The sequence below is a fragment of the Sediminibacterium ginsengisoli genome (assembly GCF_900167075.1).
GTDB lineage: Bacteria > Bacteroidota > Bacteroidia > Chitinophagales > Chitinophagaceae > Sediminibacterium > Sediminibacterium ginsengisoli.
Map to the genome: position 1 here is coordinate 112,574 of NZ_FUWH01000009.1, position 26,957 is coordinate 139,530.

The 26,957-nt window shown below is 46.6% G+C and carries 26 protein-coding genes; 11 read left to right on the top strand and 15 right to left on the bottom strand.

Annotated elements, in window-relative coordinates; all coding sequences use genetic code 11:
* Nucleotides 1–4: 4 nt before the first annotated feature.
* From B5D42_RS14250 to B5D42_RS14260, 3 genes are all read right to left on the bottom strand, one after another.
* A complete protein-coding gene (locus tag B5D42_RS14250) occupies nucleotides 5–1,180 on the bottom strand; it encodes a pyridoxal phosphate-dependent aminotransferase (protein WP_078832191.1) in 1,176 nt (391 codons plus the stop codon).
* A gap of 3 nt (nucleotides 1,181–1,183) precedes the next feature.
* The gene (locus B5D42_RS14255) at nucleotides 1,184–2,020 is read right to left on the bottom strand and encodes a prephenate dehydratase (RefSeq protein WP_078832192.1); all 837 of its coding nucleotides are present in this window, start codon (nucleotides 2,018–2,020) and stop codon (nucleotides 1,184–1,186) included.
* Nucleotides 2,021–2,440: 420 nt separating this feature from the next.
* Nucleotides 2,441–2,638, bottom strand: a complete 198-nt coding sequence (locus tag B5D42_RS14260; RefSeq protein WP_078832193.1) for a hypothetical protein — start codon at nucleotides 2,636–2,638, stop codon at nucleotides 2,441–2,443.
* Nucleotides 2,639–2,784: 146 nt separating this feature from the next.
* On the opposite strand from B5D42_RS14260, the gene B5D42_RS14265 reads away from it, so the two are divergent.
* Together B5D42_RS14265 and B5D42_RS14270 are read left to right on the top strand one after the other, a co-directional pair.
* The gene (locus B5D42_RS14265) at nucleotides 2,785–3,351 is read left to right on the top strand and encodes an RNA polymerase sigma factor (protein ID WP_078832254.1); all 567 of its coding nucleotides are present in this window, start codon (nucleotides 2,785–2,787) and stop codon (nucleotides 3,349–3,351) included.
* Between the two features lie 4 nt (nucleotides 3,352–3,355).
* Nucleotides 3,356–4,468, top strand: coding sequence for a S1C family serine protease (locus B5D42_RS14270; protein ID WP_176113023.1), 1,113 nt, complete (start codon nucleotides 3,356–3,358; stop codon nucleotides 4,466–4,468).
* Nucleotides 4,469–4,710: 242 nt separating this feature from the next.
* Here the strand turns inward: B5D42_RS14270 and B5D42_RS14275 are convergent, their stop codons facing one another.
* Nucleotides 4,711–5,613 (bottom strand): sugar phosphate nucleotidyltransferase, encoded by a 903-nt coding sequence (locus B5D42_RS14275; RefSeq protein ID WP_078832195.1) that lies wholly within the window; start codon nucleotides 5,611–5,613, stop codon nucleotides 4,711–4,713.
* Between the two features lie 56 nt (nucleotides 5,614–5,669).
* On the opposite strand from B5D42_RS14275, the gene B5D42_RS14280 reads away from it, so the two are divergent.
* Both B5D42_RS14280 and B5D42_RS14285 read left to right on the top strand, forming a co-directional pair.
* On the top strand, nucleotides 5,670–6,560 hold the full coding sequence (locus tag B5D42_RS14280) for a 1-aminocyclopropane-1-carboxylate deaminase/D-cysteine desulfhydrase (RefSeq protein WP_139367173.1): 891 nt from the start codon (nucleotides 5,670–5,672) through the stop codon (nucleotides 6,558–6,560).
* Nucleotides 6,561–6,590: 30 nt separating this feature from the next.
* Nucleotides 6,591–7,394, top strand: coding sequence for a hypothetical protein (locus B5D42_RS14285; protein WP_139367174.1), 804 nt, complete (start codon nucleotides 6,591–6,593; stop codon nucleotides 7,392–7,394).
* Here B5D42_RS14285 and lipB read toward each other — a convergent pair.
* The gene (lipB, locus tag B5D42_RS14290) at nucleotides 7,391–8,104 is read right to left on the bottom strand and encodes a lipoyl(octanoyl) transferase LipB (protein WP_078832198.1); all 714 of its coding nucleotides are present in this window, start codon (nucleotides 8,102–8,104) and stop codon (nucleotides 7,391–7,393) included. The genes B5D42_RS14285 and lipB overlap by 4 nt on opposite strands.
* Before the next feature lie 54 nt (nucleotides 8,105–8,158).
* Between lipB and B5D42_RS14295 the strand changes: the two genes are divergently transcribed.
* The 3 genes from B5D42_RS14295 (at nucleotide 8,159) to B5D42_RS14305 (ending at nucleotide 11,079) form a co-directional block, all read left to right on the top strand.
* Entirely contained in the window at nucleotides 8,159–9,199 is a 1,041-nt protein-coding gene (locus B5D42_RS14295; RefSeq protein WP_078832199.1) for an RluA family pseudouridine synthase, read from the top strand.
* A gap of 72 nt (nucleotides 9,200–9,271) precedes the next feature.
* On the top strand, nucleotides 9,272–10,270 hold the full coding sequence (bioB, locus tag B5D42_RS14300) for a biotin synthase BioB (protein ID WP_078832200.1): 999 nt from the start codon (nucleotides 9,272–9,274) through the stop codon (nucleotides 10,268–10,270).
* 125 nt (nucleotides 10,271–10,395) lie between these two features.
* Nucleotides 10,396–11,079, top strand: coding sequence for a toxin-antitoxin system YwqK family antitoxin (locus B5D42_RS14305; protein WP_078832201.1), 684 nt, complete (start codon nucleotides 10,396–10,398; stop codon nucleotides 11,077–11,079).
* A 381-nt stretch (nucleotides 11,080–11,460) separates the two neighbouring features.
* Here B5D42_RS14305 and B5D42_RS14310 read toward each other — a convergent pair whose 3' ends face one another.
* A complete protein-coding gene (locus tag B5D42_RS14310) occupies nucleotides 11,461–11,856 on the bottom strand; it encodes a DUF4760 domain-containing protein (protein WP_139367175.1) in 396 nt (131 codons plus the stop codon).
* 428 nt (nucleotides 11,857–12,284) lie between these two features.
* On the opposite strand from B5D42_RS14310, the gene B5D42_RS14315 reads away from it, so the two are divergent.
* Nucleotides 12,285–12,890, top strand: coding sequence for a hypothetical protein (locus tag B5D42_RS14315; protein WP_078832203.1), 606 nt, complete (start codon nucleotides 12,285–12,287; stop codon nucleotides 12,888–12,890).
* Between the two features lie 16 nt (nucleotides 12,891–12,906).
* Here the strand turns inward: B5D42_RS14315 and B5D42_RS14320 are convergent, their stop codons facing one another.
* The 4 genes from B5D42_RS14320 to B5D42_RS14335 form a co-directional block, all read right to left on the bottom strand.
* Complete coding sequence (locus B5D42_RS14320) at nucleotides 12,907–13,734, bottom strand: alpha/beta hydrolase (protein WP_078832204.1); 828 nt, start codon at nucleotides 13,732–13,734, stop codon at nucleotides 12,907–12,909.
* Between the two features lie 5 nt (nucleotides 13,735–13,739).
* Nucleotides 13,740–14,564: an alpha/beta hydrolase gene (locus tag B5D42_RS14325; protein ID WP_078832205.1), complete on the bottom strand. Its 825-nt coding sequence runs from the start codon at nucleotides 14,562–14,564 to the stop codon at nucleotides 13,740–13,742.
* Nucleotides 14,565–14,646: 82 nt separating this feature from the next.
* On the bottom strand, nucleotides 14,647–17,067 hold the full coding sequence (locus B5D42_RS14330) for a M1 family metallopeptidase (RefSeq protein WP_078832206.1): 2,421 nt from the start codon (nucleotides 17,065–17,067) through the stop codon (nucleotides 14,647–14,649).
* A gap of 23 nt (nucleotides 17,068–17,090) precedes the next feature.
* On the bottom strand, nucleotides 17,091–17,672 hold the full coding sequence (locus B5D42_RS14335; protein ID WP_078832207.1) for a HupE/UreJ family protein: 582 nt from the start codon (nucleotides 17,670–17,672) through the stop codon (nucleotides 17,091–17,093).
* A 54-nt stretch (nucleotides 17,673–17,726) separates the two neighbouring features.
* Here B5D42_RS14335 and B5D42_RS14340 point away from each other — a divergent pair, with 54 nt between their 5' ends.
* Nucleotides 17,727–18,215 (top strand): DUF6702 family protein, encoded by a 489-nt coding sequence (locus B5D42_RS14340; RefSeq protein WP_078832208.1) that lies wholly within the window; start codon nucleotides 17,727–17,729, stop codon nucleotides 18,213–18,215.
* On the opposite strand, the gene B5D42_RS14345 is transcribed toward B5D42_RS14340, so the two are convergent.
* The 4 genes from B5D42_RS14345 to B5D42_RS14360 all read right to left on the bottom strand — a co-directional run bounded on the left by B5D42_RS14345 (nucleotide 18,212) and on the right by B5D42_RS14360 (nucleotide 22,671).
* Complete coding sequence (locus B5D42_RS14345; RefSeq protein ID WP_078832209.1) at nucleotides 18,212–19,504, bottom strand: hemolysin family protein; 1,293 nt, start codon at nucleotides 19,502–19,504, stop codon at nucleotides 18,212–18,214. The genes B5D42_RS14340 and B5D42_RS14345 overlap by 4 nt on opposite strands.
* A gap of 64 nt (nucleotides 19,505–19,568) precedes the next feature.
* Nucleotides 19,569–21,242 (bottom strand): ArnT family glycosyltransferase, encoded by a 1,674-nt coding sequence (locus tag B5D42_RS14350; RefSeq protein WP_078832210.1) that lies wholly within the window; start codon nucleotides 21,240–21,242, stop codon nucleotides 19,569–19,571.
* Nucleotides 21,239–21,874 (bottom strand): phosphatase PAP2 family protein, encoded by a 636-nt coding sequence (locus B5D42_RS14355; protein ID WP_078832211.1) that lies wholly within the window; start codon nucleotides 21,872–21,874, stop codon nucleotides 21,239–21,241. The genes B5D42_RS14350 and B5D42_RS14355 overlap by 4 nt, the downstream gene beginning before the upstream one ends.
* A 56-nt stretch (nucleotides 21,875–21,930) precedes the next feature.
* Complete coding sequence (locus B5D42_RS14360; RefSeq protein ID WP_078832212.1) at nucleotides 21,931–22,671, bottom strand: class I SAM-dependent methyltransferase; 741 nt, start codon at nucleotides 22,669–22,671, stop codon at nucleotides 21,931–21,933.
* Between the two features lie 84 nt (nucleotides 22,672–22,755).
* On the opposite strand from B5D42_RS14360, the gene glmM reads away from it, so the two are divergent.
* Both glmM and B5D42_RS14370 read left to right on the top strand, forming a co-directional pair.
* A complete protein-coding gene (gene glmM / locus B5D42_RS14365; RefSeq protein WP_078832213.1) occupies nucleotides 22,756–24,135 on the top strand; it encodes a phosphoglucosamine mutase in 1,380 nt (459 codons plus the stop codon).
* Nucleotides 24,136–24,173: 38 nt separating this feature from the next.
* Complete coding sequence (locus B5D42_RS14370; protein ID WP_078832214.1) at nucleotides 24,174–25,301, top strand: cysteine desulfurase family protein; 1,128 nt, start codon at nucleotides 24,174–24,176, stop codon at nucleotides 25,299–25,301.
* 74 nt (nucleotides 25,302–25,375) lie between these two features.
* Here B5D42_RS14370 and B5D42_RS14375 read toward each other — a convergent pair whose 3' ends face one another.
* Nucleotides 25,376–26,929, bottom strand: a complete 1,554-nt coding sequence (locus tag B5D42_RS14375; RefSeq protein ID WP_078832215.1) for a sigma 54-interacting transcriptional regulator — start codon at nucleotides 26,927–26,929, stop codon at nucleotides 25,376–25,378.
* Nucleotides 26,930–26,957 lie beyond the last annotated feature (28 nt).

Here is a 26,957-nt window from a genome sequence, read left to right on the forward strand (position 1 = left end):
CAGTTTATTTTTCACCGCTGCCAATGGCTTCGGTAATTCTTTCAATTGCTTTTTCGAATTTCTCAATGCTGCCGCAAAGGCTCACACGGATATACCCGTTACCGGCCTGCCCGAAAATGCCGCCTGGCGTGATGAACACATTGGCATCATACAGCACTTTATCGCTCAGCGTATAACCATCCTTATAACCAGCCGGAATACGTGCCCAGACAAACATGCCCGCCTGCGATTCCGAATAACTGCAACCGAGCAGGTTCAGCAGCTCCCACACTTTTTCGCGGCGTTTATGATAGATCGCATTGATCTCACTATACCAGTCCTTCCCGAGCTCCAGCGCTTTCACTGCGGCTAATTGTACCGGCAGGAACATCCCGCTGTCCATATTACTTTTAAAACGAAGTATTTCTTCGATCCTTTCTTTCGCGCCACATAACATACCCACACGCCAGCCGGCCATATTAGCGCTTTTACTGAGCGAGTTCAGTTCTACAGCTACTTCTTTTGCACCTTCCACCTGCAGCAGACTTGCCGGCTTTTCGTTCAGGATAAAACTGTAAGGGTTATCATGACAGATCAGGATCTGATGCTTCTTACCGAACGCGATCAGTTTCCGGAACAATTCCTCCGTTGGCAAACTTCCTGTTGGCATATGCGGATAATTCACCCACATCAGCTTTACATTTTCCAGTCCGGCAGCTTCCAGTGCTTCAAAATCGGGTTCCCAGCCGGCATTTTCATTTAATGTATAGGTTACAGGAATACCACCCGCCAGTTTTACTGCGCTGCTGTAAGTGGGGTAGCCCGGGTCGGGGATCAATGCTTTGTCTCCGGTGCTGAGATAGGTCATGCAGATATGCATGATGCCTTCCTTGCTGCCGATCAGCGGCAGTACTTCTGTATCGGAATTCAGTTCTACGTTATACCAGGTATGGTACCACCCTGCAATTGCCTTACGGAAAGCAGGTACACCTTTATAACCCTGGTAAGCATGCACGTTGGGCCTGGCAGCTTCTTCCGTAAGAACTTTTACCACATCGGGATGCGGTGGCAGATCAGGACTGCCGATACCAAGGTTGATGATATCTTTTCCGGCTGCATTCAATCCTTCGATCTCACGGAGCTTCTGAGAGAAATAATATTCACCAATTCCTTCCAGTCGTGTTGCTGTTGTGATGTTCATAACTTATCCTTTTACTGCTTTTCCTGTTTTGTAGATCCCGAACATTTTTACCTGGATGGTCAGTGCATTGATGGCAGTGAGTACTTTATCCAGTTGTTTCCTGTTATCGAATTCCATATCGGCATAAAAACCATATTTGAAATTGCTGCCGGGAATGGGCATGCTTTGAAGTTTACTCAGGTTAAGACCATTGTCGGCTATTTTACCCAGTACTTTGGCGAGAGAGCCTTTGGAATGATCGGTCTGGAAATAGAGGGAAGCTTTATCAGCGTCTTCAGGTTCAACCGCATCTTTTTCGCGTTGCAGTACCAGGAAGCGGGTCACATTGTTTTTGAGGGTATGGATATCGGGAGCGAGGATTTCAAGATCGAAAAGTTCTGCGGCGAGTTTACCGGCAACAGCGGCTACATGGTTACTGCGGTGTTTATGGATATGTCTTGCACTGAGAGCTGTATCTTCCGTTTCAACCAGTTTCCAGTTATGCTGTTCAAGGAAATCGATGCATTGAAGCAGGGCCATGGGGTGACTGTGCACTTCCCGTATATCTTCCAGTCTTACGCCGGGATTTACCAGGAGGTTCTGGCTGATGGAAAGAAAGACTTCGCCGGTCACTTTCAGTTTGGCTTTCTGAATGAGGTTGTAATTGGGAAGAATACTGCCTGCAATGGAATTCTCGATGGCCATGATGCCGCCGCCCGACAGTTTTTTGTCTTCCGCGGTTCTGATCACTTCGCGGAAAGTGGCGCAGGGTAATACTTCTACGTCCTTTCCGAAGAAATGCCGTGCCGCCACCTGGTGAAAGCTTCCTTCGTAACCTTGTATTGCGATGCTGTTGTTCATTTTGATGTTGCTGTTCTTCTTGTTGGATTAAGGGATAAAAAAATCCCGACCTGATGGCCGGGATTGTATTTTGATTCGTTGATTGCTTACGCTTTTGCAAATACCACCCGGCTCCTTTTGGTAAAGAAGTAATAAAAGAAAAAATAAAAGGTATTTGCACTTGTGTTATTCATTGCATGTCAAATATAGGAAGAGACTATACACAAAAATCAGATGCAAGGATATTTTTTTTACTAACAAACTTTAGTTTGCATCGGAGTAATAAAAAAGTGGGGCAGGCATATAAAAGAAAAAAGCCCCTCCGTGGAAACGGAGCGGCCTCTAACGATTGCTTGCCATATGAAAAAATTTCTGCTCGTTACTTCCGGGCCGGCAAGCGGGCCATCAACACATTTTCCTGTGCACGTAACGATGGTGTAATTACTTTTTAGTAGTAGTATCTACTTTTACTACAGTAGTATCAACTTTTGTAGTATCAGGAGTAGCAGCGGCAGCAGCAGCTTTGATGCTGTCAGCGATACGTGCGCTATCAGCAGCAGCTGCAGCAGCATCTTTGTTTTCACCTGAGTTACAAGCAGCGAATGCGCCGAGTGCTAATACGAATAACAGCTTTTTCATTTTTTTGTTCTTTTTTTGTGAGTGAATTTTACATTAATACCACTATATAATAAAAGGTAACCCGGGGTAACCGATTTTTTTCAAAAAATTTTTTTAGGGCTAATTTGGGTTACTTTTACCCTCCTCACGGTATTAAAAGGTACATAGTGAAAGCCGATACGAACGAACAAGCATTACTGAAAGGACTGGCCGGCAATGATTCCAGGGCCATAGATATGCTGTATAAGGATAATTTCAGCATTATTCAGACGTTCATCCTGAATAACAATGGTTCTTACGATGATGCAAGGGATATTTTCCAGGAAGCCATGATCGCACTCTATGAAAAAGCGCAGAATGAGTCATTTGTACTTACCTGCCAGATCAGAACCTATCTCTATTCCGTATGCAGACGCCTCTGGCTGAAGCGTTTACAACAGATGGGACGTTTTTCGAGACAGGTAGACAATCTCGATGAAACAGTGCCTGTGGAAGAAGACCTGGAAATGCACGAGAAGAGAAATGCGGATTTCGATATGATGGACCGGGCGCTGAACAGCCTGGGCGAACCCTGCAAAAGCCTGCTTGAAGGTTATTACCTGAAGAAAATGGGCATGCAGGAACTGGCCGCTGAATTCGGTTACACGAATGCAGACAATGCCAAGAACCAGAAATACAAGTGTTTAATGCGTTTAAAGAAGCTGTTCTTTACGCAATATAATATCGGAGAGTAGTATTATGGAAGACATGTTATTAATGGAAGCGATCGAAAGGTATCTCGGCGGCGACATGAACGCCTCCGAACGCGCCTATTTTGAGGAACTTCGCAAGAACACACCCGAAATAGACCAGATGGTGGTGGAGCATAGCATGTTCCTGCACCAGATGGATATGTATGCCTCACACCGCAGCCTGAAACACAGCCTGCACGAAGCCCATGCCCGTTTGCTCGAGCGTGGCGATATCAACGAGGGCGGAGAACTGTCGGCCAAAGGAAAAGTGATCCAGCTCTGGAACAAATACAAACGCGTTACAGCCATTGCCGCATCTGTCGGCGGCATCATAGCACTGGTGATCAGCGGCCTGATGCTTTATTTCGGTCCTGCCGTAAACGGCAACCAGCTTGAGCAACTCGGCAAAGACATTGCAGACATTAAACGCAACCAGCAGGTACAGGGCTCCATCATCAACGAAGTAAAAAGCAAGATCCCTGCCGATGTACGTTTCATCAGCGGCGGTTCCGGCTTCCTGATCGATACAAAAGGTTATATCGTTACCAATGCCCACGTACTGAAAGGTTCCGGCGCCATTGTCATGAACAATAAAGGCCAGGAATTCAGGGCCAATATTCTCCATATCGACCAGGAAAAAGACCTTGCAATCCTGAAGATCAACGATAAGGATTTCAAACCCATCACATCACTCCCCTACAGCATCCGCAAAAGCAATGTTGAATTAGGTGAAACATTATATACACTGGGCTATCCGCGCACAGACAATGATATTGTACTCGGCATGGGTTATATGAGTGCGCAGACCGGTTTTAACGGCGATTCATTATCGTACCAGGTACAGATCAGCGCCAACCCCGGTAACTCCGGCGGACCAGTTCTCAACAACAACGGTGAAGTGATCGGCGTACTCAGCACCCGCCAGGCACAGGCCGAGGGAGTAGCATTTGCCGTTAAATCGAAGAATATCTACCGTATCGTGGATAACCTCAAAAAAGCAGACTCTTCTGTCTCAAGAATTAAACTTCCTGCACGCAGTACCATCAAGGGCCAACAACTGAAACAGCAGATCGCGGAAGTGAAAGACTGCGTATTCTATGTAAAATCTTACACCAAATAACGATCCAACACCCTGTATAAAAGAAATCCTGTCTGTTTTGGACGGGATTTTTTGTTGGTTCCGGTTACGGCATTTTCGGTAAAGAGCGTGTTGATGAAATTGGTGAGGGCGGGGTGAGGGCGAGCTGTGCTCGGGTGAGGCGGACTATGGGGCGGCCTACTCCTCACTCCTCCTCACCGTGCCGCAGGCACCCCTCACTTCGCCCTCACCCAACCCTCTTCTTCCACATTCATTACGCCAACCTACGCCCAAAGCGAAGCCGGATACTCGCCTTCCGCTACCAGTGCATTAATGCTGGCCTGTACAGAAGGAGCATCTTCCTTATAAGTTACACCGAACCACTGCGCAGTAGTCGGAATTACCTTTACATTTCCTTTACCAGATTGAATAAAGTATTTGGTAGCTGTAGGAATAAAGAATTCGGCTTTGGGTTCGTTCATATGGGCATCGAGAAATACATTGAACTGTTCTTCACAGAGATCGATAAAACCGGGAGCGAAGCACAGGTAGTTCATGCTTACGAGGCTGTCTTCACTTACTTCATGTGCGCCTGCTTCATCTTCATAAGTAATCACACCCTGATCGTTACGATAGATCTTGGTACGCTCGTTGATATCGGTCAGATTATTATCAGCATCCACTTCACATACACCGCGACTTACCGTACCATTATCGCTCAGCGTCTTTTTCAGCTCATACCCGATGATACAATAGGTTTGTTCGTTGCATTGTGTGGTAAGGAAATCATATGCTTTTACAAACGCATCGCGGCCGTAATAATCATCGGCATTGATCACGGCGAAAGGCTCGTTCACTTTACCCTTGCAGCAAAGCACTGCGTGAGCCGTACCCCAGGGTTTGGTCCTTTCTGCAGGAAGCGTTCTTCCGCCGGTATAATCTTCCAGGTGCTGGAATACGTAATCTGTGGCTATTTTACCGTTCAGCTTCGGTTCAAAGATGGATTTGAACTGCTCGGCAAACTCTTCGCGGATAATAAACACAATCTTTCCGAAACCTGCCCGTATCGCATCGTAAATTGAATAATCCATAATAGTTTCGCCGGCAGGACCGAAAGATTCGATCTGCTTCATGCTTCCATAACGACTGGCCATGCCAGCAGCCAATATCACTAAAGTTGGTTTCATATGATTGTTTTTGGGATAACGAAGCTAAAACATTCAGTTCGGGTAACAAATATATCATGATAGTTCGTAATCAAAATATATGCCTGCACCCTTTAAAGCACTTTCCGGCCACAGGGATTACTGCGGATGTGCTCCGGCTTGATGAGCTCCATCCCGTTGTGAGCGGCAATAAATGGTTCAAGCTGCAGTATTACCTGGAAGAGGCGCTCAATAGTGGTGCAGACACCATTGCCACTTTCGGCGGCGCTTATTCCAACCATATTGTTGCAACGGCATTTGCAGCCCGGGAACAGGGTCTTAAAACCGTTGGTTTTATCCGTGGCGAAGAACCTCCACAACTCTCCCATACTTTACGGGATGCAAAAGCCTTTGGTATGGAACTTGTATTTCTTTCCCGGGAAAAATACCGGGAACCTGCGAATGTGATGACGCTGTATGGCAAACCCGGCTGGTTATGGGTGCCGGAGGGTGGCTCGGGGAAAACCGGGGCCGATGGCGCTGCCGGGATACTGGATACTGTAAACAAGGATCTCTATTCGCATATCATCTGCGCAGCAGGAACGGGAACAACAGTGGCAGGTCTGGTAAAAGCTGCTTCAGAACGGCAGCTGGTAACAGGTATTTCCGTACTGAAAGGTTATGATGAGATGCCGGAAGCCGTAAAGTCTATGCTGAACGAAAACGAAAAACAGAAACCGTTTAAGATCATACATGAGTATCATTTCGGCGGTTATGCCCGCTGCCCGGAAACTTTACTGGCTTTTATGCGTGAGTTGTGGGAAACAGAAACAATCCCCACAGATATCGTATATACCGCCAAAATGTTTTTTGGTGTCTGTGACCTTGCACGTAAAGGAGAATTTCCCGAAGGAAGCCGCTTGTTGCTGATACATACCGGCGGATTACAGGGCAACGGTTCTTTGCCCGCCGGCACATTACCTTTTTGATAACGCTTGAGCTTTTATATTTGCATACCCATGAAAACGCGTCGATTATTTTTTGTTTGCTGCCTGATCAGTTTTTCGATTGTTGCCGGAGCCCAGATGGCTCTTCCCGGTTTTACCGTGCGTGAACTGAATAAACAGAAAACGCAGATCAGCTGGATAAACCCTTACCCAAGCTGCATCCAGCTTGCAGTACAGCGTTCATTCGACAGCCTGAAAAATTTCCGCACCATTTTCTCCGCCATCTCTCCGGAGTTGCCGGCCAATGGTTTTGTGGATACGAAATTCCCGCCTGGCATCACCGTATACTATCGCATTTTCTATGTCCTGAAAGGAGGTGCTTATTTTTTCACCGATACCAAATCTCCTTCTGCGGATTCCTATATTGCCCGGGTTCCGGATACCAAAGTTGCAGAACCGCAAACAACGATCCGCATCTTTAAAAAAGACCAGCTGATGTTCAGTCTTGAGTACCCCGACTATATCAAATTCCGGGATTCCATTATCAGTAAAACAAAAGATTCTTTATACACCATCGATGCGGATTCAGTTCAATGGCGCCCTTTCATGGCCAAAGTGATGTGGAAACCTTCCCAGCATGTTTATACCAACGAAAAAGGGCTGCTGCTGATACAATTACCCGAACTGAAACAACATCATTACCGCATTGTTTTCTTTGAAGAAGACGGTACGGAATTATTCCAGGTAAAGACGATCAGGGAAAGCCCGCTCACGCTCGACAAGGCTGCATTTATACATGCAGGCTGGTTTCATTTCGAGCTCTATGAGGATGACAAACTGAAGGAGAAGAATAAATTTTACCTGCAAAAAAATTAATCCGTAACCAGTCTGCAACCGAACACGTCTTCAAAATGCCTGCAAACCTTTTCTTTCACCTCAGCTTCGTCTACTACCCTTCCCAGTTCCTGCTGTAAGGAGGTAACCTGTTTATTTTCTATCCCGCAGGGAACGATATAGGTGAAATAATCAAGATCGGTATTGATGTTAAAGGCAAAACCATGCATCGTAACCCACCGGCTGCACTTAATACCCATAGCGCAGATCTTCCGTTCTTTGCCTGGCAGATCCGGATCGAGCCAAACGCCTGTTTCACCGGGACTGCGGTCGCCCTTTAATCCGTATTCGGCCATGGTCAGGATAAAAACTTCTTCCAGGCTACGCAGGTACCAGCCGATATCGGTCCTGAATTTTTCCAGGTCGAGAATCGGATAACCAACGAGTTGTCCGGGCCCATGAAAAGTGATATCCCCGCCCCTGTTGATATGAAAATATTCAATCCCTTTTTCTTCACGTTCTGCGGCAGAGATCAGTACATGCGATTCCTTACCGCTTTTGCCTAAAGTGTATACAGGCGGGTGTTCAACAAAAAGCAGGTGATGGCTTGTTGGGGTAAGTTGAGCGGGCACATCTGTTTTTCTTGATTCGGCCTTGATGTTGGTATTGTTCCTGAGCAGGTTTTCCTGGTAATCCCAGGTTTCACGATAACCACGGGCGCCAAGGTCCTGAAACTTCACTTCCTGTAACATGGTACAAAATTATGCAATTACACGGATTACCCGGTGAAGTGCTATTTTTGCCGCATGTCGGAAGATTTAGCGCAAATACCGGAAGAGACGCCTGAGGAACAGTTATATGAACGCAGATCGTTTGTTGTGGATAAAGGGCAGGAGCCTTTCAGGATCGACAAATGGATACAGATGCACCTCGAAGGAGCCACGCGCAATAAAGTGCAGCGCGGCATCGAGTCCGGCTTTCTGACCGTGAACGGCAAAGTGGTTAAAAGCAATTACAAGATCAAGCCGGGAGATGAGATCCTGATGATGAGCCTCATCAATCCCGAACATACCGAGCTGAAGCCCGAAAATATTCCATTGAACATCGTTTACGAAGATGATGCAGTGATGGTACTGAATAAACCACCCAACATGGTAGTACATCCGGGTGTTGGTAATTTTACCGGTACATTGCTCAATGGCGTGGCCTATCACCTGCTGCAGCAGAATCCTGATCTTGATGAAGAGACATTGCCGAGGTTCGGACTCGTTCACCGCATCGATAAAAATACAACGGGTCTGATCGTACTCGCAAAAACCGGCGATGCGGCAGCACACCTGGCCAAGCAATTTTTCAATCATACCGTTCAGCGCAGGTATGTGGCACTGGTATGGGGCGATGTGGCGGAAGATGAAGGTACCATTGTTGCGCATATTGCCAGGCACCGGCAATACCGTAAAATGTTCGATGCCTATCCTGAAGGTGAAACAGGTAAACATGCGATCACGCATTATAAAGTACTGGAGCGATTCAATTACGTAACCCTGGTGGAATGTGTACTTGAAACAGGCCGTACACACCAGATCCGTGTTCACATGAAACATATCGGCCATACGCTTTTCAACGACTGGGAATATGGTGGCGACAAAATCCTGAAAGGAACCATCTATACCAAATACAAACAGTTTGTAGACAATTGTTTCGAATTATGTCCGCGTTGCGCACTGCACGCAAGAACGCTTGGTTTTATACACCCGGTAACCAAAAAAGAAATGTTTTTCGAATCACCTTTACCGCAGGATATGGAAAGTGTGATCAATAAATGGAGGAATTATATCACAAAATGATGAGCCGTATTTTCTTCCGGATTAACTTTATCTAATCATTCAGAACAGAGAACCCAAACCAAATAAGAGCTTATGTCAAACGACATCCGTAATAACTGGACACTTGCAGAAATAAAATCTGTATACGACACTCCCCTGCTGGAGCTGGTTTACAAAGCGGCAACCCTGCACAGGCAATACAATGATACTGCTGAAGTGCAGGTATGTACACTTCTCAGCATTAAAACAGGAGGCTGCAGTGAAGATTGTGCTTATTGCCCGCAGGCTGCACGTTACAGCACCGGCGTAAATGTACAGGCCCTGATGAAGAAAGAAGAAGTGCTTGAATATGCCCAGAAAGCCAAAGATGCGGGCTCTACCCGTTTCTGCATGGGTGCAGCCTGGCGCGAAGTACGCGACAACCGCGATTTCGACCGCGTGCTGGATATGGTAAAAGGCGTAAATGAGATGGGTATGGAAGTATGCTGCACACTCGGAATGTTAACCGGCGACCAGGCACAGAAACTGGCCGATGCCGGTCTGTATGCTTACAACCATAATTTAGATACCAGTAAGGAACATTACAGCGAGATCATCACTACCCGCACATACGACGACCGTCTTAATACACTTGAGAACGTGCGTAAAGCGGGTGTAACCGTTTGCTGCGGCGGTATCATTGGCCTGGGCGAATCGCATGATGACAGGATCAAAATGCTGCATACGCTGGCAACCATGCCCGAGCACCCGGAAAGTGTGCCGATCAACGCCCTTGTTCCGATCCCGGGTACACCCCTCGGTGAAAACCAGAAAGTGGATATCTGGGATATGGTGCGCATGATCGCAACCGCCAGGATCCTGATGCCGGCTACCATGGTACGCCTCAGTGCAGGAAGAACAGATATGAGTATTGCAGAACAAGCCCTTTGTTTTATGGCAGGAGCCAACTCCATTTTCGCAGGTGACAAACTGCTCACCACACCAAACCCTTCATTTGATGAGGATAATGCGATGTTCCAGCTGCTCGGCTTAAAACCAAGGGCAGCGTTCAAGGAAGAAAAACAATACCTCCGCGAAGCGGTAGAAGCATAATACCGGAAGGCCCCTGATCAGGGGCCTTTTTCTTTTAACAGCTACTCCACCCGACCTGTTAAAAAAAAACCTGCAATGCCGCCCCGGGCCGGTAATTCGGTAACTTGCAGTATCAATCGATGCATATGCGTTACCTTTTTCTTGCAGCTATTTTCCTGGGCACAGGCCATTGGGGTATGAGTCAGTGTAAAACCTTCCGGTTAACTGACAAAGGCGACACACTGAACTGTACCGATGTAAAAGGCGTAAAACAGGGAAAATGGAAAGTCCAGGTTGCACCGTTACGCGGACAACCCGGCTATGAAGAAGAAGGGAGTTTTGTAAACAATTCAAAGGAAGGCACCTGGCGCAGATACAATCTGATGGGAGATCTGCTTGCCGTAGAAAACTATAAGTGGGGTTATAAAAACGGGGTATGCCGCTATTTTACTATTGCAGGTATTGAACATGAAGAAAGCTGGCTGGCCATGAACCCTGCCAAAGCCTATGATACCATCCAGGTACAGGATATCATCGATCCTGACAAATATGAGCAGGTGATCGTGAAATCGGAGGGCAGGGCTTTGAAACATGGTACCTGGCGCTTTTTCAATCCTCAATCGGGCCAGTTAATGCGTACGGAAAAATATCTCCTGGATGAACCTTATGTTCCCGGGGAGAATAAAAAGAATGTAACCGCACAGGGCGCTGCCGATACCACTGCAACCAAAAAAGCACCTGCAGAAAAACCCAAGCCCAAGGAAGTATTGGATTTTGAAAAGAAGAATGCAGGTAAGAAGGTGAAGGTCAGGGATGGACGTGTCGGATAGAGCATTGGCGGCTTATCTTCTGTAAATGAATCCTGAAAACACAGCATGTTGCTGTTATTCTGAAATTGTTTATTGGTCGTAACCTCACTTGCCGCATTGCTTCTTGTTGCTCAGGCCGTTGGCCTCATCTTTGCGCCAGCGCTGCTTTGGCTCTTCGAAATAAGTTTCGTATCACTTCAATTACCTCCGCTTCGCTCGTCAACTAAATCAAAGAGTAAATTTCTTAAATTCTTCCGAGAACCCATGAATAGCACGAAAAAGCCACCCATACTATGAAAGTACGGGTGACTTACTTAATTAAAGCCCTTCAAAATCTCTGAAAACGCTGGTATTCATAAAATCTGTTTTTTAGAATTCAAAATTAAATGCGGTCACTCCGTTTCATTCCATTTTTTTTGCCAACGCAACAAAATTTATAAATATCCTGTGATTGGCGCCATCATTTCCCCTTTGCCAGTCTTCAATAAATTCTTTCAAATTGATATAATAAGTTCTAAAAGTCGTTTTAAAACATTTTTTAAGAATCGCTTCATCGATTAAGTCATCTTCCAGTAAAAGAGAAATACATTCAAAGTAATTCAATATTGCAACCAATGCCCTCCTTTCTTCAATTCCTGAAGAGATTTCCAGTTTCATTTTAAATTCTTCCAGTTTATCGTGCTGTTTCAATGCGCCTTTGTAAGGAGCAATAAAGCGCCTTGCTATTTCTGCATTATTTGCCATATCTCCTTTGAACCATGCAGAAGTTATATCATAAGAGAGTTTTATTTTTCTCAAATTGATCGCTTCTTCTCTCTGTCAAGTTTCAATTGATTAAGGCAGTAATTATATTGTAAAGACACCGAATTATATATTAGTCCTATGGTAACGGTCCCTAAGGATCCTATTTGTATATATTCTGTAAACCTTATCCCAAGATTGTATCTCTGATCCATATACCTGAGCAATACCATCAATAGTAATAGTGCGGCAAATCCCACAAAAAGAAGACTATATGAAATAGTTATCGTAGCAACTGCTGGCCTGTGTACTTTATTCATAACGGGAATTTCTCAAAAATACATAGTTTTTAATATTAAAATATTATAACATATTAAATTATCCGCACCTATATTTTATTGTTAATTAGCCGCTCCGTTACCTTAGAAACGCAGTATACCTGCAATGCCTATCCTTCCGTATATTGCAATAACGAAACCCTGCTTATGATTGCTCTAACAAAGAAATCCGTGCTGTACGGTGTTCTGGCGGCCATTGCACTGATTGCTGCCTGCAAAAAGGATACTGCTGTTGCTGATCCCACGCCACCGGTTATACCAACAAATCCATGCGCTGGTAAAAACATTAGTTTTACGTCTACCTATGTTGCCACATCACCCTGCGTAAAAAACGGTACGGTTACCGTTAACGCTACCGGTAGTATCGGCTTTACATACAGCATCGATGGCGGCGGTTTCCAGACCTCTCCTACTTTTACCAATCTTTCGCAGGGCGATCATATGCTGCTGGTGAAAGATATGGCAGGCTGCTCCAAAGCCGGTTCCGTAAATGTTCCGCTGCAGCAGGCCGGCACTTTATATAATGCGGTTAAAACGCTGCTGATCAACAACTGCAATAATTGCCACAGCGGCGCTAATGCCAATGGCGGCAAAGACTTCACGAACGACTGTGTGATCGTGAACAGCGCCGATCGTATTAAGGTAAGGGCGGTTGACGGATTACCTACTTTTATGCCCGCTACTCCGTTAAGCAAAGTAGATCAGACCAAGATCACCGACTGGATCGCTGCAGGCGGCAGGTATACCGACTAAGCCCGCTTTACGGAGATCAGTTCTTTTTCTTTACTGTATCAAAATGTTTCCTGAAGAACAGCATCTGGTAATCTACCGCTGTATTCCAGTACTTCCAGTCGTGTTTGCCCGGGCGTTCAATATAATCGTGCGGGATTTTCAGTTTCAGCATTTTTTCATGTGCAGCCCTGCTCATGGCAACGATCATATCTTCGGTGCCGCAGTCGACAATAATAGCCAGTGAATCTTTAGGATAGGTCTCAATTACTTTCATTACACTCCAGTCCTCCCAGTATTTCCTGTTGGTTGCCGTATCACCCAACCTTTCTTCCACATTATAACCACGTGTGATCACTGTTGTATTCAGGGCGCCGCTCATGCTGCCGCAGGCGCTGAAGAAATCCGCATGCCTGAACCCGATGAACATACCGCCATGGCCACCCATACTCAAACCGGTAATAGCCCTGCCTGTACGGTCTTCAATGGTTTTATAGTTGCTGTCGATATAGGCCGGAACTTCTTTCGCTACAAAAGTTTCATACTGGAAGTTCGGATCGATGGGACTATCATAATACCAGCTGCTTTTAGCGCCATCAGGGCAAACGATGATCATATTAAACCGGTCAGCGAGCTCCTGTATATGCGGTACACGTGTGATCCAGTTGGCATAACCTCCCCCATGACCATGCAGCAGGTATACCACAGGATATCTTTGCGTATCATAACCATACCGTGCAGGTTTGACCACAACGGTTTTAATCTCCTTTTTCATGCTGTTGCTGTAAATGGATACCGTGTCAACGGTTGCAGCTAAGAGCATACCCGTAAATAATACTGAGATCAGCAGAAGAGCGAAACGTTTCATAAGGATTAAATTTTAGCAGTGGTTCTGTCGAAATATTTTTTGAAAAACAGGAGTTGGAAATCGATGCTGTTGCCCCAGTATGCTTTATTGTGTGCACCTGGTCTTTCGGTATAATCGTGATCTATTTTAAGATCAAGTAATTTCTGATGGAGTTCACGGTTTACCGCCAGGAAAAAGTCGCCGGTTCCGCAATCGATGATCAGCTGCAGCTCACCATTCTTAAGATGATCTACCTGGTTGACGACAACGTTACGATCCCAGTTCTCTTTTTGCGTAACCGGGTCTCCGAACACTTTGGCCATATTCCAGTTTTTGGGAAAAGGTCTTGTATCCACGCCACCACAAACACTGCCTGCGCTGCCGAATATATCACGATGCCTGATGGCAAGGTATAAGGCACCATGTCCGCCCATGCTCAGACCTGTTACAGCCCTGTGTTCCCTTCCGGCTGCAGTACTGTAATGGCTGTCTGTATATTGCACCAGTTCTGTGGCCACAAACGTCTCGTAACGGCTGGTTGAATCTACCGGGCTGTCGAGATACCAGCTGCTGAAACCACCATCCGGGCAAATAAATATGGCATCCATTTCATCTGCCTTTGCAGGCAACTGCGGAGCATCTTTAACCCAACTGCTGTAATTGCCGCCATAACCATGCAGCAGATAAACCACATTGTATTTCCTGGCGGTACTGTATGACTGCGGCCTGATCACTACTGTCTTGATGTCTTTGCGCATACTGTTGCTGTATACGTTTACCGTATCCACGTAAGCGGCATTCAGTTTGAAACAGAAGAAGAGTAATGGCAGGAGGTAAATGGATCTTTTCATACCGGATCAATTGGGCTTAAAGATCACAAAAAAACCGCCTGAAAATTCATCAGGCGGTTTAATTTAATCTTTATCGTAACGGTTATTTCGATTTCTGTGCGTTCTGCATGGGGTTCACTGCACCTGATGCTGCACCACGGGCTGCTGCCTGTCTTGCTTTAAAGAGGTTAAAGCGCGAAGGCTCTGCGTTTGCCGGCCAGCTGTTGTTAGACTCATCGATATCAGCTGTTTCTTTCCATGGATCCAGTTTGATCGCTGTTGCTTTCTTCTTGGTCATGAACAGTTTAGTCACTTTATTTTCATTAGCCCTCCAGATCTGTGCAGGAATGCGTTCGATCTGCTTGGTGCCGTCCGCAAAAGTGAATTCAACAATGATCGGCATTACAAGACCTCCTTTGTTGCTGAAAGAGATCTCATAGAGGTTTACATCTGCATATTTTGCCTGATCAGCTTCGCTCAGTGGCTCCGGTGCTGTTGCTGTGAATGCAGGGGCTGTTACTTTGGTAACTGAATCGTAAGGTTCGATGCCTCTTGCATACCTCCAGTAAAAATCACGCAGGCTGGTATCTGCATCTACTGCAAACACAATGCGTTTATCTTCACGGTTCCTGAATTTGGAAATGTCTTCAGGAGTGGTCATCGGCTTATCCATACCGCGTGCACCACCTGCGCCTCCGAAATTACCGCGTCCACCTGCGCCCGCACCGAAGCGGCCTGCGCCTGCCTGAGGGGCCGGAGCTTTAGGATCGTATACGGCATAACGTACTGAATCGATAGAGATATCACATGCATCGATACCGTAGAACCAGCCTCTCCAGAACCAGTCGAGGTCTTCAGCGCTTGCATCTTCCATGGTACGGAACAGGTCTGCAGGTGTCGGGTGTTTGAATGCCCATCTTCTTGCATATTCCCTGAAAGCATAATCGAACAGTTCACGGCCCATAATGGTTTCACGCAGGATATTCAGACCCGTTGCCGGTTTTGAATAGGCGTTCGCACCAAAGTTGGCTATGTTCTCACTGTTGGTCATGATCGGCTCCAGCTGATTTTTAGGGCTCTTCATGTAATCAACGATCATGGCAGCCGGTCCGCGGCGTGAAGGATATTTGTTATCGAACAGCTGCTCGGTGAGGTACTGCACAAAAGTGTTCAGACCTTCGTCCATCCAGCTCCACTGACGCTCATCGCTGTTCACGATCATCGGGAAGAAATTATGTCCCACTTCGTGGATGATCACACCCAGCATGCTGTACTTGGTTGCTTCACTGTAAGTACCGTCTTTATTGGTACGGCCGTTGTTGAAGCAGATCATCGGGTATTCCATACCATTGCTGGCTTCAATACTCTGCGCAACAGGATAAGGATAAGGGATTGAGAACTGGGAATAAGATTTGATCGTATGTGCTACGGCTTTGGTTGAATATTTACGGTATAAACCATAAGCTTCCTTAGCGTAACCGCTCATACACATGATCTTCTTACCTTCTACATAGGCTGGCATCGCATCCCATACGTATTTACGGCTTGAAGTCCATGCGAAATCACGCACATTATTCGCCTTGAACACCCATGTTTTTTTCTGGCTGCTCTTTTGTTTTTCTGCCTGTACAGCTTCTGCCAGTGTTACTACTTCTACTGGCTCTTTGGATGTCTGTGCTTTATTCCAGCGACCAAGCTGTGCAGGTGATAATACCTGTGCATAGTTCTGGCATTCGCCGGTTCCGAGTACCACATGGTCTGCAGGAACGGTGATCTGTACATTATAGTTACCGAATGCAAGCGCAAATTCGCCGCGGCCGGTGAACTGGTGGTTCTGCCAGCCCTGGAAATCGCTGTATACGCAAAGGCGCGGGAACCATTGTGCCATGGTGAAAAGGCTGTTGCCGTCTTCAGGGAAATATTCATAACCTCCCCTGCCGCCAAAAGCAAGACGATCTGAGATCTTGTAGCTCCAGTCGAGGTTGAATACAAACTGCTGGCCCGGTTTCAGCGGCGCAGGCAGTTCAACACGCATCATTGTTTTGTTGATGGTATATTTCAGTGTCTTACCGGTTGCATCGGTCAGCTTTGAAATGATATGACCGTAACCATTGTCCTTTTTCTCTTCCGCCAGTTTATCAATAGTAGCGGTTGTTACACCCTGCATATAGCTGGATGCCTGATAATTGGCATTATTCACCGTACTGTGCTCATTCTCGTCCAGCTGCAGCCACAGATAGGTAAGCACATCCGGAGAGTTGTTGAAGTAAGTAACGGTTTCACTTCCTTTCAGTTTCAGGTTCGCTTCGTCCAGCTCACACTTGATGTTGTAATCCGCACGTTGCTGCCAGTACTTCGGACCGGGTGCACCGCTGGCAGTTCTGTACTCATTTGGCGTAGGCAAGATGGTTCCCAGCTGCTCAAATTTGTTGCCGTGATTGGACGTTGGGTTGTTGAGAATGTTCTGCGCATTCAGCGATACCGCGCCGCAGACCATTACAACAAGGGAGGTCAATCTTCTCATTGATGGTTATTATTATAGTTTAGTTATGATGGTATTCTTTCTATTGCCATTTGCAACGCTATTGCAAAAATACCTCCTGAAAGGTACAATAAATATTCTCTCCGGTTGCAACGAAATATATTTATGCAAATAAAAGTCAGGATCAGCACTGCCAGAACGATCAGCAACTGGCCTGCTTCCAGCCCCACATTGAACGCCAGCAGCTGCATCACCACATTATTGTCTTTCCCCAGCAGGCTTTTCAGGTAATTGCTGAAACCCAGTCCGTGTATCAATCCGAAAAACAGGGCAAAAAAGTAGATCAGCGGGAATTTCTGACGGTAAGCGAATTTCTTCACAAACACATTACTGAAAGCTGTGATCACGATGGTTACGGGTATCAGGAATTCGATCCAGCGCACGGAATATTGCACTATGTTAAAAACACTTAAAGCGAGTGTGATCGAATGACCGATGGTGAATGCTGTTACCAGTATCAGTATCTTTGACCAGTCGGAGAACTGGTAGCGCAGGCAGAGTGCCATCACAAACAGGATATGGTCGATCCCGCGCAGATCTGCGATATGCTGGTACCCGATCTTAAAATATAACCCGAAGTCGTTCATTTGAGAGATTCAAATTAATGATGGTGATTGCGAACGTAAAAAATTCAATACTGAATGGCAAATATAATGGTTCAATGGCTGATGGGCATTTTGTTACCGCTGTTTCATCCCTATTTTGTTTCGGTTGTAGACCTGAACCACAATAAACAGGAAGAAACCGTTGAGATCAGCATCCGGGTGTACACGGACGATCTGGAAAAAACCATCCAGAAATATTCTACAGCTAAAATAGATCTGATCAATCCGCCCAATAAGGCCGTGATGGAGCGTCAGCTGGCTGCGTATATTTCCCAGACGGTAAAACTGAAACTGAACGGACAGGCTGTCTATCCCCGCTTTATCGGTTATGAGCAGCAACAGGAAAGCACCTGGTGTTATTTTGAGGTTGAAAAGATCCCGGCGCTGAAAACGGCCGACATCGACTGTAAACTTTTATACGATTACGAAACCAGCCAGACCAATCTCCTGCACGTAAAATCGAACGGAGTGGAAAAAAGTTACAAGCTCGATTACCCGAAAAACCTGGCCAGTTTTAATTTTTAAAAGGTATCGAGATCCAGTGGTTCTGTAGCAGACACCAGCACTTTGTCGATCCGGTGATTATCCATATCCACGATCTCAAAGCGGAATATCTTCCATTCCATGGTATCTCCTGTGGCCGGTATTTTCTGTAGTTTCTGGATGATAAATCCTGCGAGGGTATCGAAATCCTGGTCGCCTTCCATCATCCATTCTGTTTTATCAAAACGGCTCAGGAAGTCGTAGAAAGGAATCTGTGCATCTATCAGGAATGAGCCATCTGCCCGTTCCACAATTTCGTAGTCTTCGTCTTCTTCCTGGGGGATATCCCCTACGATCGCTTCAAGAATATCATTCAATGTGATCAGACCTTCAACAGAACCATATTCATTCACAATAAAACAGTGGTGTATTTTGGTTTGCTTGAAACGCTCGAGCACCTGGTAAGCGGTATTTCCTTCGGGAACATACATGGCATCGCGCATCAGTTCCCCTACTTTCTTCTCCCCTGGCGCTGAGAACAGGTCTTTAATGGATAACACGCCTTTGATATGATCAATATTGCCTTCGCAGATGGGATACACGGAATGGATCACATCGGCCAGTTCTTTACGCACCTGACCTACTGTTTTATTGGCTTCGATCCATACGATATCGCTTCTGTGGGTCATGAGCGAAGTAATATTCCTGTCGCTCAGGTGAAATACCCTTTCGATAATTTCCTGTTCTGCTTCTTCGATCGTTCCCTGCTCGGTTCCCTCGCTGATGATGGCTTTGATCTCTTCTTCCGTTACTTGGTTCTCATTCGCCTTTACACCCATCAGTCTTACAATTACGTACGAAGATTTACTCAGCAGCCAGATAAAGGGAAATGTAAGCCACGATACGATCCGCATAGGGCCTGCTGCGGTTTTGGCAATGGCTTCCGGGTTGCTGAGACCGATACGTTTCGGAACCAGTTCACCGAGTACAAGTGAGAGATAAGTTACTACCACTACAATTAAAGTGGTGGCTATAGTACTGCTGTATGGTTTGAGGGATGAGAACTGCTGCAACCATTCGTCTACCGGCTTCTTGAAACTGTCGCCGGAATAAATGCCCGTCAGTACGCCGATCAGTGTGATCCCGATCTGTACCGTGGAAAGGAATGTATCCGGGTGGCTGGCCATTTCCAGCGCACGGCGGGCGTCTTTATCCCCTTTCATTGCCTGCGCTTCCAGCCTTGCCTTACGTGCGGAGACCAGCGCGATCTCTGCCATCGAAAAAAGCCCGTTCAATATAACCAGTCCGAGTATGATCAATATTTCTGTCATCTTATCATTATTCTTTTTAAGTCGCAGAGTTCCTTTGGGAGACGTCTGCGGTTGCGATAGCAGATCAGGGTTTGCCGTCCAGGTCTGCGATCACATAGCGCGTCACTTCTTTTTCCCGGGTTGCGGGGTTCAGAAATGGAAGCGTCAGCATGGTTATGCCGAAATATTCTCCTTCAAATATAGTCTTCATTGCAGGAAATTGTTGCTGCAATGTAGAAAGACTGTCTTTTTCGGTGAGTACCACTTCATCCGGCCTCAGCTGGTCTGCGGTTTCCTTTCTGCGGATGATATGCTGTGCATAAAAATGCAGTGCCCTGCTTTCCATGATCTTATACTGCACCAGTTTTGCCGGGTCTATTTTCTGCTCCTGCAAAACTGCCGCCGCAGTATTTCCCAGCTGGTACTTCAAAAGATTCGGATAAAAGAAACTGTTCAGGAAAATATTGATTCCCGCCACGGTAAAGAAAGCGGTTTTCAGCAATAAAGGCAATCCCCCGTTACGGTTACGGAAAAGCATATACAATAACGCCAGCAATCCAGCCGCCGCAGCAGCAGCAATAACCCGGGGAATATTTTTAAATACGAATGTCATCAGCACTATAAGCGCGCACCATAGCAGTACAAAGATCACAGCATGTATCACCAGTACCGGCTTCTTCCATTCTTTCAGGTTTTCGGTGAATAACAGGCTGTGCAGGAAACGCGCCGTTATAACCGATGCCAGCGGAAACACAACAAAAATATAATGTGGCAGCTGTGCCTGGCTCCTTGCCAGCACGCAATACGTAAGGATAAATCCGCCTGTTGTAATACATTCTTCCGTTTTACCCAGCCTGAACCTTTTCCTTATGATATCACGGCAGGCAAAAACCAGTCCTGCCAGGAACAGAATGATCCAGGGTATAAAGCTCCACAGCATATTTTCCAGCAGGAACGTGAAATAACTCATTTCATGGTACTGGTTCTCGCCCGTGTAACGGCCGAAACTTTGCGTCCAGTAGTAAAAACGAAGCCCCGACTGAATGGGCACGCCATTCACTATTTTACCGGGATGAAGGTCGTACTGCTGGTATAACCCAATACTCATCGGCACAAGCAGTAATGCTATCAGTAAAAGACCGGGTATGTACTCCCAGCGGAAATACTGTTTCCATTCCCTGCGTAAAGCAAAATGAGGTACAAATGCAAATACCGGGACCATCAGCGCAATCGGGCCTTTGGTCATCATACCACCCGCAATAGCGGCAAATGCGCCGAGAAAATGGGTCCATTTCCTGTTCTCATACCATTCTGCCATCTGCCAGAGGCTGAATGCCACCCAGCCCATCAGCATCGTATCGCAGCGCACATCGTGCATGAGGAGGAACATAGCCTGAGAGGATGCCAGCACCAGTGCGCTCAGCTGCGCGATGGTTTTGTTATAAAAAAGAAGCGCAAGCCTGTAAGTGCTGTACACCGCCAGCATGGCGAACAACATGGACGGAATACGATACGCCCAGTCGTGCACACCAAAGATCTTCATACTGATGGCCGAAAGCCAGAACAGCATCGGCGGCTTATCCAGGTAATCCTTACCGAGGTCGTACACCTGCAGGAAGCTGACGTTATCGAGCATTTCCCGGCTGATGGAAGCATATTGGGCGGCATCGATGTCCATAACAGGTATGAATATCATTCCCAGCAGCCAGGCCAGCAGGCAGGACGCAAGGACAAGCAGCATAGTTCGGTTGGTGATCATGCAAGACCGGATTGAGGGTTGACGATATCGGCAAGCCCGGTTTTTTTATTGAAGAAAGTTGCGGTCAGGTAGCCGACCAGGCAACCTAAAAGACTTCCGCAGAAAACATCCACAGGGTAATGTACGCCTACATAAACCTGCCCGTAAGCGATGGTAGCCGCCCAGGCGAACATCAGCCAGCCCCATTTGCCCGTAATGGCCCTTGTAGTAATGAATACGTACATGGCAAACCCGAAATGGTTGGTGGCGTGGGAAGAAGTAAAGCTGTAGCCGCTTCCGCAATGATCCAGCAGCAGGCGAACCTGTGTGGCCATATAGGGATCGTTGCACGGACGCAGGCGCAGTACCCAGTGTTTGATCACGGTACTGCTCAGCTGGTCGGTAATGACAACGGTTACGATTGCGAAAAATATCCAGGTCAGTGCTTTCTTCCCGAAATTAAACAGGGCAAAAACGATAAAGAAAAGGTATAAAGGCACCCAGGCAGTTGCTTCGCGCCACCAGGGATAGACAGCGTCGAGCAGGCTGCTGGTCCACTGCCTGTTGATCTTCAGGAACAGCTGCCTGTCCAGTTCGTCGAGCCGGTTCAGCAGGTTGTTGAAAAAGGAGCTCAGCAAGGCAAAATTGATCATAGCTATGTAAAGTTAACGCAAGGCGTATACACGGAAAAATTACGGATCGTTTCTGTTTATTTCCTGGCTACGATGATCATTCTTGGCGATTGCCGTACATCATATCTCCCCAGCTGGTAATCGCCGAAAACTTCCTGTACCTGCATATTCTGGTAAGCAAGCATATCGGTAAAATCGCCCAGTGAGAACTTGGCCACCCGTTCGGTGTAGAGGTGGCGGGGGCTTTTATTGGTATCATCCGTTACCTGGATCTGTTTGAAGAAATGCTCATCGTCCTGCCATTTAGTAATGTGGAACGTCACTTCTTCTATGGTGGTGGTGAAGGATTGCTGCATTCTTTCTTCTGCGTAATGCACATTCAGGTAATCGATCACGAAAATACCTCCCGGTTTAAGGCTCTGCGCAATGGTACGGATGGAATTGTCATGCTCCCGCGCTGTTTTAAAATAGCCGAAACTGGTAAAGAAATTGAACGCGTAATCGAAATAATTGATCCAGAAAGGCAGGCGCATGTCGTGCTGGTAGAAATGCAGATTAGGCGACTCATCGGCTTTTGCCTCTTCAATGGAAGCGAGCGACAGGTCTATACCGGTTACATCGAAGCCCATATCGGCCAGTGCCTTGCTGTGACGGCCTTTACCGCAGGCAACATCCAGCATTGTGGCTGCAGCAGCCGGCTTCAGGTACCCGATAAGGGTATTGATAAAAGCCATTGCTTCCTCATCATTCCTGTGCTGGTACAGCAAATGATAATAATGCGAATTGAACCAGTCTTTATACCACGCTTTATCCACCATACATTCCCTTTGTACTGCGAAATTACAACTGAACGGCAAACAAAAATTTTCAATTATGTTTGCACCCTTCTAAAACCTCAGTAAATGGCACTCATTAAGAGTATTTCAGGCATACGCGGCACCATCGGCGGAAAACCCGGCGAAACCCTCAGTCCGCTGGATGTGGTTCGTTTTACGGCAGCATACGGCACCTGGCTGCTGCAGCAACCGGGCAGCAAAAAAGTAGTGATCGGGCGCGATGGCAGGATCAGCGGGGAAATGGTACAGCGTCTGGTAATCAGCACGCTGAATGCACTCGGACTGAACGTGGTTGACCTGGACCTCAGCACCACTCCTACCGTAGAAATGGCCGTTGTATTTGAAGAAGCAGCGGGAGGTATTATTTTGACGGCGAGCCATAATCCAAAAGAATGGAATGCCCTGAAGCTGCTGAATGCAAAAGGTGAATTCATCAGCGCGGCAGACGGCGCACGTATACTCGAAATTGCTGCGGCGGACGACTACCAGTTTGCTGGTGTAGACCAGCTGGGTACTTATACAAAGAATGACACCGCTCTGCAGCAGCATATCGAAGCGATCCTCAACTACCCCCTGGTAGATGTTGCTGCGATCAAAAAGGCGAAATTTAAAATAGTGGTGGATGCGATCAACAGCAGCGGCGCTTTTGCCGTTCCTGAATTGCTGAAAGCATTGGGCGTGAAAGACATTACCATACTCAATGGTGAAGTGAACGGACGTTTTGCACACAATCCCGAACCGCTGCCCGAACACCTGAACCAGCTCTGCAACGAAGTAAAAAAACAGGATGCAAGCCTTGGCATAGCCGTAGACCCGGATGTGGACAGGCTTTGTTTTGTTTGTGAAGACGGAAGCCTCTTCGGCGAAGAATATACGCTTGTAGCCGTGGCAGATTACGTACTCCGCAACCGCAAAGGCAATACGGTAAGCAATATGTCTTCTACCCGCGCGCTGAAAGACGTAACCCTGAAACATGGCGGTACTTACAGTCCAAGTGCTGTAGGCGAAGTGAATGTAGTAAACCGCATGAAAGAAGTGAATGCAGTGATCGGTGGTGAAGGCAACGGCGGCATCATTGTTCCGGACCTGCATTACGGTCGTGATGCATTGATCGGTATCGCGTTATTCCTTACACATCTGGCAAAGGAGGAAAAATCCGTACGTCAGTTGCGCAACAGCTACCCGGATTATTTCATCAGCAAGAACAAGATCGAGCTCACTGCAGGTTTTGACCTGGTGAAAATCTTCGATCATATCAAGAATAAATACAAATCGCAACCTATTAATACGGAAGATGGTCTGAAGATAGAATTCGATACCGACTGGGTGCACCTGCGCACCAGCAATACCGAACCCATCATCCGCATTTATGCAGAAAGCAATTTTGAAACTACAGCAGCCAATATTGCAGCCAAAATAATGAAGGATATACAGGAAGTGATGTAACCCTGTCTATTTTATAAAATCAGTAACTTTGCCGCGCTATGGAAAGAATTTACTTCGACAATGCAGCTACAACAGCGCTCGATGCGCAGGTGCTAGAGGCCATGATGCCTTATTTCACCACTCATTTCGGTAATCCCTCCTCTATTTACAGCTATGGCAGAGAGTCACGCCTGGCAGTGGAAAATGCGCGTAAATCAGTTGCAAAACTGCTGAATGCCCACCCGGCCGAGATTTTCTTTACCAGCGGCGGCACAGAAAGCAGCAATACTGCCATTACTGCCGCTGTGCGTGATCTGGGTTGCAGGCATATCATTTCTTCTGTGATCGAACACCATGCAACCACACATACAGTTGAATACCTCTATCACAATGGAGAAGCAGCATTAAGCTATGTAAAACTGCTGCCGAACGGGCATGTGGATCTTGAAGACCTGGAGCGCCTGCTGGCCGAAAGTGAAGAAAAATGCCTGGTTACACTGATGCATGCCAACAACGAGATCGGCAATATGCTCGACATTCATGCTGTTGGTGAGCTTTGTAAATTATACAATGCTATTTTCCATAGCGATACCGTACAAACAGTAGGTCATTTCCCGTTCGACCTCAGGAATACACCTGTACATTTTATCACCGGTGCAGGTCATAAATTCCACGGACCAAAAGGTGTTGGTATGTTATATATTAACGAGAATGTAAAGATCAAACCTTTTGTACACGGCGGAAGCCAGGAACGTAATATGCGGGCGGGCACAGAGAATCTTTATGGTATCATCGGTTTTGCCAAAGCACTGGAACTGGCAAGCGCCGGTTATGAAGAGGACAGCAGTTACATCAAAAGCCTGAAAGTGTATATGATGGAGCAGCTGAAAAAGAATATCAGGGGTGTATCTTTCAACGGCGATCCGCTGGGACGCAGCCTTTACACCGTATTAAGTGTAAGCTTCCCGAAAACTGAAAAAAGCGAGATGATCCTTTTCAACCTCGACATCAACCATATCTGCGCCAGTGGCGGAAGTGCATGTACCAGCGGCGCAGACCAGGGTTCTCATGTGATCAGGGCCATCAACAATAACCCAAACCAGGTTACTGTCCGTTTCTCTTTCTGCAAGCACAATACAAAAGCAGAGATCGATTCGGTGGTGGAAAAATTAAAAGAGCTGATTTAATACAGGAATACCTGTTCAGATAAAATACAAAGCCGCAACAAATTGTTGTGGCTTTGTATTTATAGTTATTCCTGTTATTGAAAATCGTCTTCTTCATCCTGGTCGGAATGTTCGTCGTCATGAGCGCTGAAGGCACCCAGGTTCATCATACTACCCATCAGGTCTTTGAATTCAATACGTCCGTCGATCACTTTTTTACTCACCATGGAATAAGCAGCAAGGCCATGCAGTACCAGTTCCATCAGCAATGCATTTTCTTTTTCGTTTGCATGCGGATAAAACTTCTTGACAATGCCGAACAGTCCGTCTACCTGGTAAAGTGCTGCAATCTTATCATCATCTTTCATATCCATCAACAGGTCGAGATGATTACCTGCATCAAACCACCTGGTCACGGATTTGTAAGGGTTCTCCGGCTCCTTTTCCTGCTGCGATCTTTTGCCTGTATTCCTTTTCTTCTTCAGCAGTTCAGGATTGGGGAAGTATTGTACAAACTGTGAACGGATGGCTTTATCGAGCAGGTTCACCGCTACCTGGTAAGGACCTTCCTGTTCGCCTTCATATACCAGTTCAATTTTACCGGTAATGGCCGGGATAATGCCCGACAGATCGCTGATCCAGACCTGGGTCTGTTGTTCATTATGGATGATCGCACGTCTTTCTGCGCTGCTCACTGCATTCTCAAATGCGGCAATGGTAAGCCTTGCACTGACGCCGCTTTTCTTGTCTACATATTCGTTGGAGCGTGCTTCGAATGCTACCTGTTCTATCAGTCGTTTTACAAGATCGCTTACAGTTACCAGTTCCTGCTGTGCTGGTGTAATGCTTGCTTCCTGTTCGGTAATGGCAAGAGAAGTTTCAATTGTTTTGGGGTAATGCGTGAGGATCTGGCTTTCGATCCTGTCTTTCAGGGGTGTTACAATACTGCCCCGGTTGGTATAATCTTCAGGATTCGCGGTAAACACAAACAGGATATCCAACGGCATGCGCAGTTTGAAACCGCGGATCTGAATGTCTCCTTCCTGGAGAATGTTGAATAAAGCCACCTGGATCCTTGCCTGCAGATCGGGTAATTCATTGATCACAAAAATGCCGCGGTTGCTTCTCGGTATAATACCATAGTGGATCACTTTTTCATCGGCAAAACTGAGCTTGAGGTTCGCAGCTTTGATGGGATCGATATCGCCGATCAGATCCGCTACACTTACATCGGGCGTAGCCAGTTTCTCGCCGTAACGTTCGCTGCGGTGCAGCCATTGTACGGGTGTTTCATCGCCATATTCGGCAACAAGATCGCGTGCAAAACGGCTTAAAGGCTGTAACGGATCATCGTTCACTTCACTGCCTGCTACCACGGGAATATATTCGTCGAGCAGGTCTACCATCTGCCTGGCCATCCTGGTCTTGGCCTGTCCTCTCAAACCCAGGAACAGGATATTATGCCTGCTCAGCAAAGCCCTTTCCGTATCAGGTATTACAGTATCCTCGTAACCGAGGATGCCGGTAAAAGGTTCTTCCCTGTTTTTAATACTGCGGATCAGGTTGGCCCTGATCTCTTCTTTCACACTTTTAGATGTATAGCCACTTTTCTTTAACGCTCCTAATGTTGTTATTTTTTTTATATCCATCTTTCCTGTTTGAATACTTTCTTATAAT

What these genes read in the sequence shown, in the direction of transcription:
- B5D42_RS14250 (WP_078832191.1), bottom strand. Translation starts at nt 1,180, where the DNA reads ATGAACATCACAACAGCAACACGACTGGAAGGAATTGGTGAATATTAT.
- B5D42_RS14315 (WP_078832203.1), top strand. Translation starts at nt 12,285, where the DNA reads ATGATTGCTCTAACAAAGAAATCCGTGCTGTACGGTGTTCTGGCGGCC.
- B5D42_RS14370 (WP_078832214.1), top strand. Translation starts at nt 24,174, where the DNA reads ATGGAAAGAATTTACTTCGACAATGCAGCTACAACAGCGCTCGATGCG.
- B5D42_RS14360 (WP_078832212.1), bottom strand. Translation starts at nt 22,671, where the DNA reads ATGGTGGATAAAGCGTGGTATAAAGACTGGTTCAATTCGCATTATTAT.
- B5D42_RS14305 (WP_078832201.1), top strand. Translation starts at nt 10,396, where the DNA reads ATGCGTTACCTTTTTCTTGCAGCTATTTTCCTGGGCACAGGCCATTGG.
- B5D42_RS14325 (WP_078832205.1), bottom strand. Translation starts at nt 14,564, where the DNA reads ATGAAAAGATCCATTTACCTCCTGCCATTACTCTTCTTCTGTTTCAAA.
- B5D42_RS14320 (WP_078832204.1), bottom strand. Translation starts at nt 13,734, where the DNA reads ATGAAACGTTTCGCTCTTCTGCTGATCTCAGTATTATTTACGGGTATG.
- B5D42_RS14255 (WP_078832192.1), bottom strand. Translation starts at nt 2,020, where the DNA reads ATGAACAACAGCATCGCAATACAAGGTTACGAAGGAAGCTTTCACCAG.
- B5D42_RS14335 (WP_078832207.1), bottom strand. Translation starts at nt 17,672, where the DNA reads ATGAACGACTTCGGGTTATATTTTAAGATCGGGTACCAGCATATCGCA.
- B5D42_RS14260 (WP_078832193.1), bottom strand. Translation starts at nt 2,638, where the DNA reads ATGAAAAAGCTGTTATTCGTATTAGCACTCGGCGCATTCGCTGCTTGT.
- B5D42_RS14375 (WP_078832215.1), bottom strand. Translation starts at nt 26,929, where the DNA reads ATGGATATAAAAAAAATAACAACATTAGGAGCGTTAAAGAAAAGTGGC.
- B5D42_RS14275 (WP_078832195.1), bottom strand. Translation starts at nt 5,613, where the DNA reads ATGAAACCAACTTTAGTGATATTGGCTGCTGGCATGGCCAGTCGTTAT.
- bioB (WP_078832200.1), top strand. Translation starts at nt 9,272, where the DNA reads ATGTCAAACGACATCCGTAATAACTGGACACTTGCAGAAATAAAATCT.
- glmM (WP_078832213.1), top strand. Translation starts at nt 22,756, where the DNA reads ATGGCACTCATTAAGAGTATTTCAGGCATACGCGGCACCATCGGCGGA.
- B5D42_RS14270 (WP_176113023.1), top strand. Translation starts at nt 3,356, where the DNA reads ATGGAAGACATGTTATTAATGGAAGCGATCGAAAGGTATCTCGGCGGC.
- B5D42_RS14340 (WP_078832208.1), top strand. Translation starts at nt 17,727, where the DNA reads ATGGCAAATATAATGGTTCAATGGCTGATGGGCATTTTGTTACCGCTG.
- B5D42_RS14280 (WP_139367173.1), top strand. Translation starts at nt 5,670, where the DNA reads ATGATAGTTCGTAATCAAAATATATGCCTGCACCCTTTAAAGCACTTT.
- B5D42_RS14330 (WP_078832206.1), bottom strand. Translation starts at nt 17,067, where the DNA reads ATGAGAAGATTGACCTCCCTTGTTGTAATGGTCTGCGGCGCGGTATCG.
- B5D42_RS14285 (WP_139367174.1), top strand. Translation starts at nt 6,591, where the DNA reads ATGAAAACGCGTCGATTATTTTTTGTTTGCTGCCTGATCAGTTTTTCG.
- B5D42_RS14295 (WP_078832199.1), top strand. Translation starts at nt 8,159, where the DNA reads ATGTCGGAAGATTTAGCGCAAATACCGGAAGAGACGCCTGAGGAACAG.
- lipB (WP_078832198.1), bottom strand. Translation starts at nt 8,104, where the DNA reads ATGTTACAGGAAGTGAAGTTTCAGGACCTTGGCGCCCGTGGTTATCGT.
- B5D42_RS14350 (WP_078832210.1), bottom strand. Translation starts at nt 21,242, where the DNA reads ATGATCACCAACCGAACTATGCTGCTTGTCCTTGCGTCCTGCCTGCTG.
- B5D42_RS14345 (WP_078832209.1), bottom strand. Translation starts at nt 19,504, where the DNA reads ATGACAGAAATATTGATCATACTCGGACTGGTTATATTGAACGGGCTT.
- B5D42_RS14355 (WP_078832211.1), bottom strand. Translation starts at nt 21,874, where the DNA reads ATGATCAATTTTGCCTTGCTGAGCTCCTTTTTCAACAACCTGCTGAAC.